Source organism: Mesorhizobium sp. M7A.F.Ca.US.007.01.2.1, from assembly GCF_003998165.1.
Taxonomy (GTDB): Bacteria; Pseudomonadota; Alphaproteobacteria; order Rhizobiales; family Rhizobiaceae; genus Mesorhizobium; species Mesorhizobium ciceri.
Map to the genome: position 1 here is coordinate 1 of NZ_RZQP01000160.1, position 14523 is coordinate 14523.

Genomic DNA, 14523 nt, shown 5'->3' on the forward strand with positions numbered 1-14523 from the left:
GTGGAGCGGGTGCCTGTCTCAGCGGCGGCGGAGCGGGTTGCGGCGGACGCGGCCTTGTCGGAGCGGTGGCCGGAACCGGCTGCAAGCCGCCATCTCCAGTCAATGCCGGCCGGCGCGGCGCCGAAAGCCGGATATCGCGCTCGACGACGACGTCGGTCGGACCGCCGATCAGAAGCAGATGTTCGATGTCGTCGCGGCGTATCAGCACCAACCTGCGATGGCTGTCGACGGCGGTGGCATCCATGACGGCCAGTCGCGTCTTGCGGTTCCGACCGCCGGCGACGAAGGTTCCGAATGTCAGGTTGCGCACCAGCTTGACGATGACGAGAACGATGACCAGCAGGACGAGCGCTGCAAACGTCCACAACAATGCTGCGGCATAACCGGGACCTGCCACGCTATCGAGCCATTGCATTGGTTTCCCCTGATCGCCCCTTGGAAGTGATAAGACACTAGACCGTTGCAGCGGGCCACCGCAAGTTGCGTTTCACGCTGTTGAACAGCTTGAAAAACTCCGAAGGCCGGAAGACATCATTTTTATCCGACATTTGCCGCCCAGGCCTTTTCCGGACTAGGAGAATGTGATTCAACCCGGTACGGGGCGGGTGTCGGAACACCGGAATTCACGAGCAGGGGGCACATGGCCAAGGAAGCGCGCGGCGATTTCTATCCGGTACCGATCGTCGACCAGAATACGCGACCGGGCGCGGTTACCCGGCTTATCATTTTCATCGTCGTTCTGACGGGGGCCGCGATCGTCTTCGGTCTTTTCCGCGAGCGCCTCGGCGATCCTTTCCTGCTCGGCATGCTCGGCGTGCTGGCGATGATCGGCGTCGGCTTCCTGTTCGCGACGGCAATCGGCTTCGTGCAGGTCACGCCACGCTCGACAGGCGACGAACTGTCGAAATCCTTCGTCGATTCGATGTCGCAGGGGCTTCTCGTCACCGACACCAAGGGCCGCGTCGTCTACGCCAACCGCGCCTATGCGGATATGACCGGAGCATCGTCCGCTGCCGATCTGAAGACCGTCGAGGGATTGCTCTCGGATGTCCCCGAAGCCTCGGTGACGATCTATCGCCTGGCGTCCGGCCTTCGCGACGGCCAGCCGGGCGACGGCGAGTTTAGGCTCGCACAGTCCATTCGGCCCGGTGCCGAGCCGGGCGCCCGCTGGTACCGCGCGCGCGCCCGCGCCTTCAGCGTTCCAGGCCAGCGGCTGCCGATGCTGGCCTGGCAGCTTGCCGATATCTCGCAGGAGCGGGCCGAGCAGGAGCGCTTCTTCCTCGATCTGCAGAAGGCGATCGATCACCTCGACCACGCGCCGGCCGGCTTCTTTTCGGCCGACCAGGAGGGCCGCGTCACCTACATCAACGCCACGCTCGCCGAATGGCTGGGCATCGACCTCACCAGCTTCACGCCCGGCGCCGTGTCTCTGTCGGAGATCGTGGCCGGCGACGGCATGGCGCTGGTCCGCTCGGTCAAGGCCGACCCCGGCACCACACGCAACGCGGTGATCGATCTCGATTTGACGACCATGACGGGCGAAGCGCTGCCGGTGCGCTTCATGCACCGCGTTTCGGCCAGCCGCGAAGGATTGAATGGGCCGACACGCACGATCGTGCTCAACCGCACGCAAGGCGAGGATGCCTCTGCCGATTTGCGGGCTTCGGAAGTGCGCTTCACCCGCTTCTTCAACTCGACACCGATGGCAATCGCCGGCGTCGACCACAACGGACGCATCCTGCGCACCAATGCGCCGTTTTTGTCGTTGTTTTCGTCTGTCGTCGATCGCGACGCCGTCGACCGTCGCGTGCGGCTCGACACGGTAATCCACGAACGCGACCGGCCGGCCTTCGCGGCTGCCTTCGAGAAAGCGCAGCAGCGGCAGGCCGACATCGAGCCGATCGACACGCTTCTGCCCGGCAACGACGAACGGCACATCCGCTTCTACGTCAACGCCGTCGCCGACGGCACCGGCGGCGAGGGCGCCGAGGAGTCGGCCATCGTCTACGCCGTCGAGACAACGGAGCAGAAAGCGCTGGAAGGGCAGATGGCGCAAAGCCAGAAGATGCAGGCAGTCGGCCAGCTTGCCGGCGGCATCGCGCATGATTTCAACAATGTGCTGACCGCCATCATCATGGCGTCCGACCTTTTGTTGACCAATCACCGCCCGTCGGACCCGTCCTTCCCCGACATCATGAACATCAAGCAGAATGCCAACCGGGCGGCTTCGCTGGTGCGGCAGTTGCTGGCCTTCTCGCGCAAGCAGACATTGCGGCCGGAAGTGCTCAACCTGACCGACGTGCTCGCCGATCTCAGGATGCTGCTGGCCCGCCTTGTCGGCAACGACATCAAGCTGAAGGTCGACCATGGCCGCGACCTGTGGCCGGTCAAGGTCGATATCGGGCAGTTCGAACAGGTGGTGGTCAACCTTGCGGTCAACGCGCGCGATGCTATGCCGGCGGGCGGCGATCTGACCGTGCGCACCCGCAATGTAACCGCCGAGGAGTGCAAGGCCTTTTCCTACCGCGAACTCGCCCCGGCGGACTATGTCGTGGTCGAAGTCGAGGACACCGGCAGCGGCATCGCGCCCGACGTGCTGAAGAAGATATTCGAGCCCTTTTTCACCACCAAGGAAGTCGGCAAAGGCACCGGCCTTGGCCTGTCGATGGTCTACGGCATCATCAAGCAGACCGGCGGCTTCATCTTCTGCGATTCCGAAGTCGGCAAAGGCTCGACTTTCCGCATTTTCCTGCCGCGTCACATCGCCGAAGCGAAAAAGGCAGGCGAGCCCGGCGATGCGCCGGCGGCGCCGGCAAAGGTCGCCGATCCGGCCAAGGATCTGTCGGGCTCGGCCACGGTGCTGCTCGTCGAGGACGAGGATGCCGTGCGCATGGGCGGCATGCGGGCGCTGACCTCGCGCGGCTACACCGTGCACGAGGCGTCGTCGGGCGTCGAGGCGCTGGAAGTGTTCGAGGCGCTGGGCGGCAAGGTCGATATCGTCGTTTCCGACGTGGTGATGCCGGAAATGGACGGGCCGACGCTGCTCGGCGAATTGCGCAAGCGCCAGCCCGACATCAAGTTCGTCTTCGTGTCCGGCTATGCCGAGGACGCATTCGCCAGAAACCTGCCGGCAGATGCGCATTTCGGCTTCCTGCCCAAGCCGTTTTCGCTCAAGCAACTGGCCACGATCGTCAAGGACGTGCTGGAGTCCTAGAGCCTTCCCCATGTTCCTCCTTGCGCAACGCCGTGACAACGCCATGATTGAGGGGTGAACGGCAGGAAGGCTTAGGGGAGCAACCGGTGACGCCGCACAACGAAGCGGACAAGGACGACTATGCCGACACGGTGTTGTTGCCGGGCGACCCGCAGCGCGCCGAATGGATGGCGCAAACGTTCCTGGAAGCGCCGCGCTGCATCAATCGCCGACGCGGCGCGCTTGGCTTCACCGGCTTGTTTCGTGGCAAGTCCATCAGCATTCAAGCGACGGGCATCGGCGTTTCATCGTTTCTGATCTATGCGCATGAACTGCTGGACCATTATGGCGCCCGGACGCTGATCCGTACCGGCACCTGCGGCAGCCTGACCGCAAAGGCAAAGCTGCGCAGCCTTGTCATCTCGCAATCGGCTCAGGCGGAAAGCGCCCAGAGCGGCCAGGTTTTCGGCCTTTATGGACCGGCTGGCCCGGACCCGGCGCTCCTCGCATCGTCACGGGCCAAGGCGGTAGAATTTGGCATCGACCATCATGTCGGCCTGACGGTCTGCAGCGACATTTTCTATCACCCGGATGGGCGTGCCCGTTTTGCCGATGCACGGGCGCAAGGAGCCCTGGCCGTGGATATGGAAACCAGCGCGCTCTATGGCATATCGGAGCATTTCGGAGCACGTGCGTTGTCGATGTGTGTCGTGGTGGACAACATCGAGACCGGCGAACAGACCGACTATTCCGAGCGCCAGGCGCTTTTCACCGACATGAGCCGTCTGGCGCTGGCCGTCGCAGCAGAGAGCTAGAGTACGGGTCTACTGGGTCAATCCCTTGCGTACGGCGGCGACATCGCCGGACGAGACTGCAGGAGCCGCGTTGCCCCAACTGGCGCGCACATAGGTCAAGACGTCGGCGACCTCCTGGTCTTTCAGGCGCCAGGCCAGGGAAGGCATGGCGGGCGTCGTCGGTGCATCGGCCGTGTGCACGGCCTGGCTGCCGGCAAGGACGAGCCGTGCCAGTGTTTCGGAACTGCCCTGCGCGACGATCGAATTGCCGGCAAGGGAAGGGAAAAGCGCGCCTGACCCGGCACCATCTCCACCATGGCAGGCCGAGCAATTGTCGCGATAGATTGCCTCGCCCGCGGTCATCCGTGTTGCGTCAGGCTTTGCCGGTTGGGCGCTGTCGACATCCGAGCCCAGGCTCTTGAGGTAGACTGCAACCGCCTTGAGATCGGGATCGGTCATTTTCGACGTGGAGTTCTCGATGGCCTCCGCCATCGGACCGGAGGCAATCGAATGCGCATTGACGCCGGTCTTGAGGTATTTCACCAGATCCTCTTCCGACCATTTGCCCAGGCCCGATTGCGCATTGTTGGTGATGTCGGGGGCAAACCAGCCCTGCAGGGAGGCACCTTGCAGGAACTCGCTGTCCTTATCGGCGCCAAGGAAGGATTTGGGCGAGTGGCAGGTGCCGCAATGGCCCGCGCCCTGGACGATATAAGCGCCGCGATTCCACTCCGCCGACTTGGAGGGATCCGGCTGAAAGCTTGCTTCGGTGAAGTTGAGGGCATTCCAGCCCAGCATCGCCAGCCGGATGTTCAACGGGAACGGCAGCTGATTGGCTTCGACCTTGTTCGATACCGGTTGAACCGTCGTCAGATAGGCCCACAAGTCGGAAATGTCCCGATCGTTCATCCTGGTATAGGCGGGGTAGGGCATTGCGGGGTAGAGCCGCACACCATTGTGGCCGATGCCTGACTTCATCATGCTGCGGAAGTCGGCTTCCGACCAACTGCCGATGCCCGTCTCGCGGTCAGGCGTTATGTTGGGCGGCACAAGCGCGCCGAACGGCGTTTCGAGCGGCAGGCCGCCGGCCAGCGGTTTGCCCTCGGCTCGCGTATGACAGCCTGCACAGTCGCCGAGCACCGCCTGATACTGTCCACGTATGATCTGGTCCGCCTGGTCGGCACTCCATGCCGGGCCGCCAGTGAGGGCCGCAGCACCGATGGCGAGCGTGAGAACGAGCTTGTTCATGCCTGCACCAGGGGTGCACCGGGATTGCGCAGATATTGATTGCGGATGGCATCGGCGGCGCGGAAAGCGAGCGCGCCGACCGTTCCTGTCGGATTTTTGCCGGCATTCTGCGGGAAGGCCGACGCACCGATGACAAAGACATTGGGGACGTCCCAGCTCTGGAGGAAGGTGTTGACCGCGCTCTTCTTCGGGTCCGTTCCCATGATGGCGCCGCCCGTATTGTGGGTGCTCTGGTAGGGGACGCTGTCCCAGCCTTTCTTGCGGCGGCTGACGGCGTACTGCTTTCCGCCGAGCGCCTTGGCAATTTCCTCCATCCGGTCGCAGACATAGTTCGACATGCGGATGTCGTTGTCGGGAAAATCGAACGTCATGCGCATCAGCGGCCGCCCGAAACGGTCCTTGTAGGTCGGGTCGAGGTCGAGGTAGTTGTTGCGCGTCGCGTAGCTGCTTCCCTGGGACGAGTAGCCAAGCGTGCTCTTGTAGCCCTCGACCGTTGCCTTCTTCCAGGCGCTGCCCCATTTCGGCGTGCCGGGCAAGGTCGGCCTGGTTCCGATCGGGCGCCCGTTGGTGGGAATGCAGTTGATGCCCGCACCGCCGACGAAGTCCAGCGCGCCGTGGTCGAATGCGTCACCATTGTAATCGTCGATCGTCTGGCCGAGCGCGCCTGCGGCGATGAACGGGTTGAAGTTCTTGTCGTCGAAGAACACCTGCACGCCGGCGTTTGTCTGGTAGCAGTAATTGCGCCCAACCGTTCCTTCGCCGCTGCCGGGGTCGTAGATCTTGCCGATGCCGGACAGCATCATCAGCCGGGCATTGTGCAGGCCGTAGGCGCACAGCAGCACCAGATCGGCCGGCTGGAAGTACTCCTCGCCAGAGGTATCGACGTAGGTCACGCCGCGCGCCGACTTGCCTCCGGGAGCCAGATCGACATGCAGTACCTCGCTGTCGGTGCGGACTTCGAAATTGGACTTCTTCATCAGCACCGGAAGGACGGTGGTCTGGGCGCTCGACTTCGAATAGTTGGCACAGCCGAAGCGTTCGCAGAATCCGCAATAGGTGCATTGACCCATGGCGATGCCGAGCGGGTTGACATAGGCCCGCGACATGTTGGCGGATGGGGTCGGGAAGGGATGCAGGCCGATCGACCGGCCGACCTCGGCGAACAGGGTTGGCGCGTAGGTCATCTGCATCGGCGGGTTCGGATAATCCCGCGACCTTGGATCCTCGAACGGATTGCCGCCTTCCTGCAACTGCCCCTTGATATTGCCGGCCTTGCCCGAGATGCCTGCCAGATACTCGAACTGGTCGTAATAGGGCTCCATCTCCGCGCCGGTCACGCCCCAGTCCTCGACCTGGAGATCGGCGATTCTCGATGCACCATATTTCTTGGTCAGATTGGTCTTTATCTGAAAGTCTGAATCCCAGAACCGCCAGGTGTGGCCGTTCCAGTGGACGCCGGCGCCGCCGACGCCGTTGCCGGGGAGGAAGGAGCCGAAATCGCGCATCGGCAGCGCCTTCTGCGACGGGTCGTTGCGCACCGTCATGGTTTCCACGGCGGGCTGCAGGAAGAGGTCGCGCCGGATGCTGTAGCGCAACTCATCCTGCGCGTAGCCGATGTTGAAATCGGTTGCCGTATCGCGCCAGGGGCCGCGTTCTATAGCCACCACGTCCAGGCCCTGATCGGTCAATTCGTGGGCCAGAATGGATCCCGTCCAGCCGAGGCCGACGATCACGACGTCTTTGCGAGGCAGTATGTTGGTCATGATCAGGCGCCTTTGCCGAGCCATTCGGGGCGCCCGATGATCGAGACAGGCGGCTGCGGATATGGCTGATTGTGTTTGCTGACATGGTCGCGGTAGTCGTAGCGGGCGCCTGGAAAACCAAGCATGCGCCACGAGACCATGTCCTTGTTGCCGCCATAGACGGGGTCGGCAAAGAACCCCTCCATGGTGTTCTGCAGCAGAAGCCCGAAGAAACCCGGCCCCTTGACGCCATTGGGCAGGTCGACCTTCCCGGCCTCCATAGCCGTCAGGAAGGCATCCTGTTCGGCCGGTGCGAGCTCGACGAATGTCTTGCCGTCCCGCTGTTTCAGGAAAGCGTCGATGGCGGCAAGCCCGGTGCGGTAACGCTGCGCCGGATTGGCCTCGCCCTGATAGCCCTGGGTGGGCAGTCCAGGCAGAAACGGGCCTTGCGTGTAAAGCCGGCTCGACGCACCGAACGCCCCCATCAACTGCCTGTCGATATAGACGGCGCAACCGGCTTCCTTGCCGCCCATGCTGAGTTCGTCGGCCGGAATGATGCGGTCGACGATCGCCTCGACTAGAGCTGCTTCCTGGGCCGAGAAAAAGTGCCAGCCGCCTGCCACGACCTGCGTCGGTGGATCGGATGTCATTGGCGTCCAGGGCAAAGTGCCCGAGAACGATCGCGCAAAACCGGCCGATGTCGCGGTTGCCGTAAACATTGCGACCGAGGACAGGAAAAGACGCCGATTCATTCGGACAGGGTTGCGACGGTTCATATTAGGAATCTCAAAAATAAGAGAGCACGCTTGGGAAGTGATTCCCAAGTATTCATGACAACGATAGTTAGGTTAAGCCGCAGATCGAATGCCGATAGACTGCGAGATGAAAATGACCTCGTCAACCACATCACAAAATCGTTAGCGAGGGTTTGGTCTACTGTCGATCAGGTCTGCTTGTGCTGTTGGAAGCCGGTTTTCGCTCGGAACTTGGGCTGCAGCGTCGCCTCTTGCAGAGGGTCCTGGCATACGCGGCCGGATACTGGACCGATAGAAACAGCATCGTGCCATCAGGCATGAATCAGGGACAGCCACAGACCGGCTGGCGTTCGAGGTAGTGGTCGACACCAGGGCGCCACCGCGACGTATCACGAGGCGTTCCGGACCCCTTGATCATACCTGCTCAGCTGGCAAGCAGCCTAATGAGTTTACGACCTGGACGACGCCTTGTAGACTGAACACATGGCGCTCAAACGGATGGACAACATAGGAATCGTCGTCGATGACCTCGAAGAGACGATTGGTTTCTTTGGCGAGCTCGGCCTTGAGCTCGAAGGGCGGGCCATGATCGAAGGAGAATGGGCCGGACGTGTCACTGGACTGGGCGATCAACGCGTCGAGATTGCCATGATGCGGACGCCGGACGGCCACAGCCGGCTCGAACTGTCCCGCTTCCTCACGCCGCCTGTCGTCTCGGATCACCGCAACGCCCCGGTTAACGCCCTCGGCTACCTCCGCGTCATGTTCGCCGTGGACGACATTGACGGGACGCTTGAAAGGCTCCGCAATCGCGGTGCGCGGCTCGAAGGCGAAGTTGTCCAGTATAGAGACGTGTATCGGCTCTGCTACATTCGAGGGCCTGGAGGGCTTCTCATCGGGCTCGCGCAAGAACTCAGCTGAGCGCAATGCGCTAAGCAGCCTCCCGTTTCGGCACCATCTGCTCATCCATCCCCGGCCGATGGCCGCGCAGATAGAGCGCGCAGGTGGTGCGCAGCATCGACGCAAAGTTCGGGATGGCGCCGTTGATCTCTATGGCTTCGTCATAGAGCTTGGAGATGAATTTCGGCGTCGTCAGGTTCTGGTTTTCGGCGATCTCGTCAAGCAACGCCCAGAACGTCGCTTCGAGCTGGATGCTGGTCGAGTGACCGTCGATGCGAATCGAGCGGTTGATCTGGCGATAGCCTTCGGGGTCCTGGCCCGCAAACACCCTGCACATCCGACAAACCTCCCATGATTGTTGGTCTTGGGTGGACGGGCGTGCAGTTTGATACTGCTTGACCTGTCCCCACACGTATTCTCGGGCAAAATTGCCGGTCCGGCAATCGGACTTTCGTCCCGTTCGCGGCTGCGGGCGTGGTAACCGGCTGCCACCACCTTTTATCCGTGCCGCGCATAATCGCCTCCACACCAGCGCGGAGACTGATTTGGCCAAGGCGATCCACAGTATGATCCGGGTTCTCGACGAGGCCCGATCGGTCGATTTCTACAGAAACGCCTTCGGGCTCAATGTCGCCGACAGGCTGGATTTCGAGACATTCACGCTCCTTTACCTCAGCAATGCCGAGGCAGGGTTCGAGCTCGAACTGACCGTGAACAAGGATCGGCAGGAAGCTTACGGGCTCGGCGACGGCTACGGTCACTTCGCTGTCTCCGTCGCCGACCTCGACAGCGAACATGACCGTCTCGGTGCGCTTGGCCTGAATCCGAAGAAGATCGTCGAGTTCAACCGCGACGGATCGCTGATCGCCCGCTTTTTCTTCATCGAGGACCCCGACGGCTACAAGATCGAGGTTCTGCAGCGCGGAGGTCGCTTCCAATAGGAGAGATAGCAGTCGCGCCGGCAGGTGCGGCGCCAGCAAACGCACTCTCAACAGTGCACATAGCAAGCAGGGAGGAATAAAATGGTCACGATCTATGACGCGAAGCCCGGGTTTTCACGTCGCGAGCTTCTCAAACGCGGCGGCATCGGTGCGCTGCTCGTCATCTCCGGTAGCGCCGTCATCAGTCCTGAACATGCCTGGGGGCTCGAGACATCGGCACTCAAGCCCGAAACCATGGCGACGCTGATCCAGATGGCGCGCGACATCTATCCGCACGATCAGGTGCCGGACAAATACTACGCCATTGCCGTGAAAGGTCATGACGAGCAGGCCGGCAAGGACGCCGCCTACAAGGCGATGCTCGAGGATGGCATCGCCGACCTCGACAAGAAATCCGGCGGCGGCGGCTATCGCGGCCTTGGCTGGGAGGACCAGCGGGTCGCGATGCTGAAGCAGATCGAGGCGACGCCGTTTTTCCAGGCCATCAGAGGCGGCCTTGTGGTCGGCCTCTACAACCAGAAAGAGGTGTGGCCGATCTTCGGCTACGAGGGCGAGTCCTATTCCAAGGGCGGCTACATCGCGCGCGGTTTCGACGACATCGAGTGGCTCTGAACCCGTCGTTCCTGAACCCGCAAACAGAAATCATGGGAGGAAACCATGGCGGCTTCATTTGATCTGAATAACGACGGCGTGGTCGTCATCATCGGTTCGGGCGCCGGCGGCGGCACGCTCGGCAACGAACTTGCCCAGAAGGGTGTCGACGTCGTCATCCTGGAAGCCGGCGCGCGCCACGAATACGAGGATTTCGTCAATGACGAGTGGGGTTCGTTCGCCCAGCTCGCCTGGACCGACAAGCGCACCACGTCCGGCGACTGGCGCGTGGCAAAGGATTTTCCGAACCTGCCGGCCTGGATCGTCAAGTCGGTCGGCGGTTCGACCACGCATTGGGCGGGAGCCTCGCTGCGCTTCCAGGAGCACGAGTTCAAGACGCTCTCGACCTATGGCAAACTGGAAGGCGCCAACCTGCTCGATTGGCCGATCACGCTGGCCGAGATGGAGCCCTACTACGCCAAGGCCGAGGCCAAGATGGGCGTCACCGGCACCAATGACTGGCCGCGGCTGCCGGGCAACAACAATTTCAAGGTGTTGAAGGCCGGCGCCGACAAGCTCGGCTACAAGGAATGCCACACCGGCAACATGGCCATCAACTCGGTCGATCGCGACGATCGTAATTCCTGCCAGCAAACCGGCTTCTGCTTCCAAGGCTGTAAATGGGGCGCCAAATGGTCGACGCTCTACACCGAGATCCCCAAGGGCGAGGCGACAGGCCATCTCGAAGTCAGGCCGAATGCCATGGCGATCAAGATCAACCACGACGCCAGCGGAAAGGTGACCGGCGTCGTCTACGCCGACAAGGACGGCAAGCTGCAGGAGCAGAAGGCGCGCATCGTCGCGGTTGCCGGCAACTCGATCGAGAGCCCAAGGCTGCTGCTCAATTCGGCGTCGGGAAAATTCCCCGATGGGCTTGCCAATTCGTCGGGCCAGGTCGGCAAGAACTACATGCGCCACACGACCGGTTCAGTCTATGCCATCTTCGACAGGCCGGTGCATATGTATCGCGGCACCACCATGGCCGGCATCATCCGCGACGAGGCGCGGCATGATCCGTCGCGTGGGTTCGTGGGCGGCTATGAGTTCGAGACGCTGTCGCTCGGCCTGCCGTTCATGGCCGCATTCCTCGATCCGGGCGCCTGGGGGCGCTCGTTCACCACCGCACTCGATCACTACGACCACATGGCCGGCCTGTGGATCGTCGGTGAGGACATGCCGCGCGCGGAGAACCGCATCACGCTGCATGCAGACGAGAAGGACGCGCACGGCATGCCGATCGCCGACGTGCATTTCGACGACCATCCGAACGACACGGCGATGCGTAACCACGCCTACAAACAGGCTACGGCACTTTACGATGCGGTCGGCGCCACCCGCACCTTCCCGACGCCACCCTATCCGTCGACTCACAATCTGGGCACCAACCGGATGAGCGAGAAAGCGGAAGACGGCGTCGTCAACAAGCACGGCCAGGCGCACGACATCAAGAACCTGTTCGTGTCGGACGGCAGCCAGTTCACCACCGGGGCCGCCGAAAACCCGACCCTGACGATCGTGTCGCTGGCGATCCGCCAGGCCGACTACATCGCCGCGCAGATGTCGGCAAAGACGATCTAGTCACATCCTCCCGACAGGCTGCTGGCGCGGAACCCGCAAGGTTCCGCGCCTTTTTCTTGCCGCCTTATTGCTTGGTGCAGGTCGATGCGGTGAAGGCGCCGTCGGGTTGCTTCATGATGATGTCGAAGGAGGGCACGGTTTCGCCGTCAAGCGTCGCCTGGGTCAGCGACAGCGAGTTGCCGCCGGCGGTGTAGCCGCCCAGTGGTCCCAGCCAGGAAATCACGCCGTTCGCATCCATTTGGTAGTTGTACCCTTGCTGAGCGGGGCCGAAGCCGCCGAGGCTGGTGTAGACAGGGCCGCTGTAGACGTTCCCCTTGATGGTGATGTCGCCGAGGCTGAGGAACATGCCAAGCAGGTACACTTCGCAATGATAGGTGCCGTCAGGCATCTTGCCATCGCTGAAATCGGCTCGCGCGGCTCCGGTTGCTGCAGCCAGAAGCAGTATGCCGATGAAAAAGCGTGAAATCCCTGAAATCATGACGTCGCTCGTTTGAAGAGCGAGCTTGCCCTATTTTTGCACCGCGCCGCAACATCGGTCGCCCAAGGCGCCGCTATTCAGATCAAAATCTAGGCAGTCTGGGAGAATGAGCGAAAATTAGGCAAAAACTGTGTAAGCTGCGCAAATTTCCCTCAATCGATTTCTGGCCGGCTCTCTTTGTTTTGGAAGCCGCTATATCCAAGGCGCTGATATCTATGAACTATTTGCACCCTTTCAGGATCGCTGGAGCGGTTGGCATGGGGGTTGCATTGTAGTGTTGCGGTGCAATCAACTAGCTTGGGAGTCCGTAATATGAGGGGTAATTTCTCGACAATAACAAAAATGTTTTCGGCTGGTGCGGTCGCCGCCGGCCTGTTGATGTCGGCTCCGGCCAAGGCCGCCGACGACACGATCAAGGTCGGCATTCTTCATTCGCTCTCGGGGACCATGGCGATTTCGGAGACGACACTGAAGGACGCCATGCTGATGCTCATCGACGAGCAGAACGCCAAGGGCGGCCTGCTCGGCAAGAAGCTCGAGGCGGTGGTCGTCGATCCGGCTTCCAACTGGCCGCTGTTTGCCGAAAAGGCGCGCGAACTGATCTCCAAGGACAAGGTCGCGGCGGTGTTCGGCTGCTGGACCTCGGTGTCGCGCAAATCGGTGCTGCCGGTGTTCTCCGAACTCGACAACATCCTGTTCTATCCGGTCCAGTATGAGGGCGAGGAGAGCGAGCGCAACGTGTTCTACACGGGGGCGGCGCCGAACCAGCAGGCGATCCCGGCGGTCGACTATCTGATGAGCGAGGACGGCGGTTCGGTTAAGCGCTGGGTGCTGGAAGGCACCGACTACGTCTATCCGCGCACCACCAACAAGATCCTCGAGGCCTATCTGAAGGCCAAGGGCGTGGCGGCTGAAGACATCATGGTCAATTACACGCCGTTCGGCTTCTCCGACTGGCAGACCGAGGTTTCAGCGATCAAGAAGTTCGGTTCGGCCGGCAAGAAGACCGCCGTCGTCTCGACCGTCAACGGCGACGCCAACGTGCCGTTCTACAAGGAACTCGGCAACCAGGGCATCAAGGCCGAGGACATTCCGGTCATGGCCTTCTCGGTCGGCGAGGAAGAGCTTGCAGGTCTCGACACCGCGCCGCTGGTCGGCCATCTCGCCGCCTGGAACTATTTCGAGAGCATCGATACGCCCGAGAACAAGAAGTTCATCGCCGACTGGCACAAGTTCATCAAGAACGACAAGCGCACCACCAACGACCCGATGGAGGCCCATTATATCGGCTTCAACATGTGGGTGAAGGCGGTCGAGAAGGCCGGCACCACCGATCCGGACAAGGTCATCGACGCCATGATCGGCGTGTCGGTGCCGAACCTGACCGGCGGCTATTCGACGATGATGCCGAACCACCACATCACCAAGCCGGTGCTGATCGGCGAAATCCAGGCCGACGGCCAGTTCGAGACCGTGTCGCGCACGCCGGGCCTGGTGATGGGCGACGAATGGTCCGACTATCTGCCTGATTCCAAGGACCTGATCTCGGATTGGCGCGCGCCTCTGTCCTGCGGCAACTTTAATGTTGCCACCGGCAAGTGCGGCGGCAAGGGCACGAACTGATCCCTCCCAGGGCTGACCCAGTCAGACCGCGCGCGTCCGGACGGCTTCCTCCGCCGTCCGGACGCCCACTTCAACCTTCAGGGGTTACCAGAAACCGATGACCTTAATCCGCACGGGTTTGATGCTGTTGTTCCTGCTGGCGACACTGTCGTCATCGGGCGCTGGCGAAACCGATCTGCGCGGCATCATCGCCAAATTCGCCACGGCCAAGGGCTTTTCCGAGATCGGAGCCGTCGTCCACGAACTGGCAGCCGCCGGCGACCCGGCGGTGGAGCGGCCGCTTGCGGCACTTGCCGACGGCAACCTCTATGTCCGCAAGGCTGATTCCCTGGTGTTTGTCGGCAAGGAAGCGGGCGAAAGCGTCCAGCTTTCCGACCCGTTGAGCGGCGAGGCATCGGGCGAGGCGGCCAAGGACGACATCACCAAGATCAAGGTCAACAACACGCTGCGTCGCGTCATCCGCGATGCGTTGGGCACGTTGACGCTTGGCGCCAAGGATCCGGCCGTGCGCATTGCCGCCGCCGACACCATGTTCAAGACGCCCGACGCCGCAAACATCGGACCGCTCGATGCGGCAATCACCAGCGAGACCGTGGCCAGCGTCAAGGCTCTGCTCGAAC

At 62.0% G+C, this 14523-nt stretch carries 12 protein-coding genes and 2 pseudogenes; 8 read left to right on the plus strand and 6 right to left on the minus strand.

Annotated features, from left to right (window positions below; all coding sequences use genetic code 11):
- A pseudogene (locus EN949_RS24155) lies at nt 1-415 on the minus strand (flagellar biosynthetic protein FliO); the annotation flags it as partial.
- A gap of 225 nt (nt 416-640) precedes the next feature.
- Here EN949_RS24155 and EN949_RS24160 point away from each other — a divergent pair.
- Both EN949_RS24160 and EN949_RS24165 read left to right on the plus strand, forming a co-directional pair.
- On the plus strand, nt 641-3214 hold the full coding sequence (locus EN949_RS24160) for an ATP-binding protein (protein WP_024503530.1): 2574 nt from the start codon (nt 641-643) through the stop codon (nt 3212-3214).
- Nucleotides 3215-3300: 86 nt separating this feature from the next.
- On the plus strand, nt 3301-4008 hold the full coding sequence (locus EN949_RS24165; RefSeq protein ID WP_127367116.1) for a DeoD-type purine-nucleoside phosphorylase: 708 nt from the start codon (nt 3301-3303) through the stop codon (nt 4006-4008).
- 9 nt (nt 4009-4017) lie between these two features.
- Here the strand turns inward: EN949_RS24165 and EN949_RS24170 are convergent, their stop codons facing one another.
- Genes EN949_RS24170 through EN949_RS24180 form a run of 3 tightly spaced genes read right to left on the minus strand, consistent with a single transcriptional unit; the run spans nt 4018 to nt 7627 of the window.
- Nucleotides 4018-5235 carry a cytochrome c gene (locus tag EN949_RS24170; protein ID WP_127367115.1) on the minus strand — a complete coding sequence of 406 codons (1218 nt, stop codon included), beginning with the start codon at nt 5233-5235 and terminating at the stop codon, nt 4018-4020.
- Nucleotides 5232-6998: a GMC family oxidoreductase gene (locus tag EN949_RS24175; protein WP_063173670.1), complete on the minus strand. Its 1767-nt coding sequence runs from the start codon at nt 6996-6998 to the stop codon at nt 5232-5234. Before EN949_RS24175 ends, EN949_RS24170 begins: the two co-directional genes overlap by 4 nt.
- Before the next feature lie 2 nt (nt 6999-7000).
- Nucleotides 7001-7627: a gluconate 2-dehydrogenase subunit 3 family protein gene (locus EN949_RS24180; RefSeq protein WP_244514297.1), complete on the minus strand. Its 627-nt coding sequence runs from the start codon at nt 7625-7627 to the stop codon at nt 7001-7003.
- A 588-nt stretch (nt 7628-8215) separates the two neighbouring features.
- Here EN949_RS24180 and EN949_RS24185 point away from each other — a divergent pair.
- A complete protein-coding gene (locus tag EN949_RS24185; RefSeq protein ID WP_127366434.1) occupies nt 8216-8653 on the plus strand; it encodes a VOC family protein in 438 nt (145 codons plus the stop codon).
- Between the two features lie 10 nt (nt 8654-8663).
- On the opposite strand, the gene EN949_RS24190 is transcribed toward EN949_RS24185, so the two are convergent.
- A complete protein-coding gene (locus EN949_RS24190) occupies nt 8664-8969 on the minus strand; it encodes a ribbon-helix-helix domain-containing protein (protein WP_013531854.1) in 306 nt (101 codons plus the stop codon).
- Between the two features lie 208 nt (nt 8970-9177).
- Between EN949_RS24190 and EN949_RS24195 the strand changes: the two genes are divergently transcribed.
- The 3 genes from EN949_RS24195 (at nt 9178) to EN949_RS24205 (ending at nt 11802) form a co-directional block, all read left to right on the plus strand.
- Complete coding sequence (locus EN949_RS24195; protein ID WP_013531853.1) at nt 9178-9573, plus strand: VOC family protein; 396 nt, start codon at nt 9178-9180, stop codon at nt 9571-9573.
- A gap of 81 nt (nt 9574-9654) precedes the next feature.
- A complete protein-coding gene (locus EN949_RS24200; protein WP_127366433.1) occupies nt 9655-10185 on the plus strand; it encodes a gluconate 2-dehydrogenase subunit 3 family protein in 531 nt (176 codons plus the stop codon).
- Between the two features lie 45 nt (nt 10186-10230).
- Nucleotides 10231-11802, plus strand: a complete 1572-nt coding sequence (locus EN949_RS24205) for a GMC family oxidoreductase (RefSeq protein ID WP_013531851.1) — start codon at nt 10231-10233, stop codon at nt 11800-11802.
- 64 nt (nt 11803-11866) lie between these two features.
- Here the strand turns inward: EN949_RS24205 and EN949_RS24210 are convergent, their stop codons facing one another.
- Nucleotides 11867-12280, minus strand: a complete 414-nt coding sequence (locus EN949_RS24210) for a hypothetical protein (RefSeq protein ID WP_024503521.1) — start codon at nt 12278-12280, stop codon at nt 11867-11869.
- Nucleotides 12281-12592: 312 nt separating this feature from the next.
- Here EN949_RS24210 and urtA point away from each other — a divergent pair, with 312 nt between their 5' ends.
- Together urtA and EN949_RS24220 are read left to right on the plus strand one after the other, a co-directional pair.
- Nucleotides 12593-13903, plus strand: coding sequence for an urea ABC transporter substrate-binding protein (urtA, locus tag EN949_RS24215; RefSeq protein WP_013531849.1), 1311 nt, complete (start codon nt 12593-12595; stop codon nt 13901-13903).
- Between the two features lie 97 nt (nt 13904-14000).
- Nucleotides 14001-14523 (plus strand): annotated as a pseudogene (locus EN949_RS24220) (urea ABC transporter permease subunit UrtB); the annotation flags it as partial.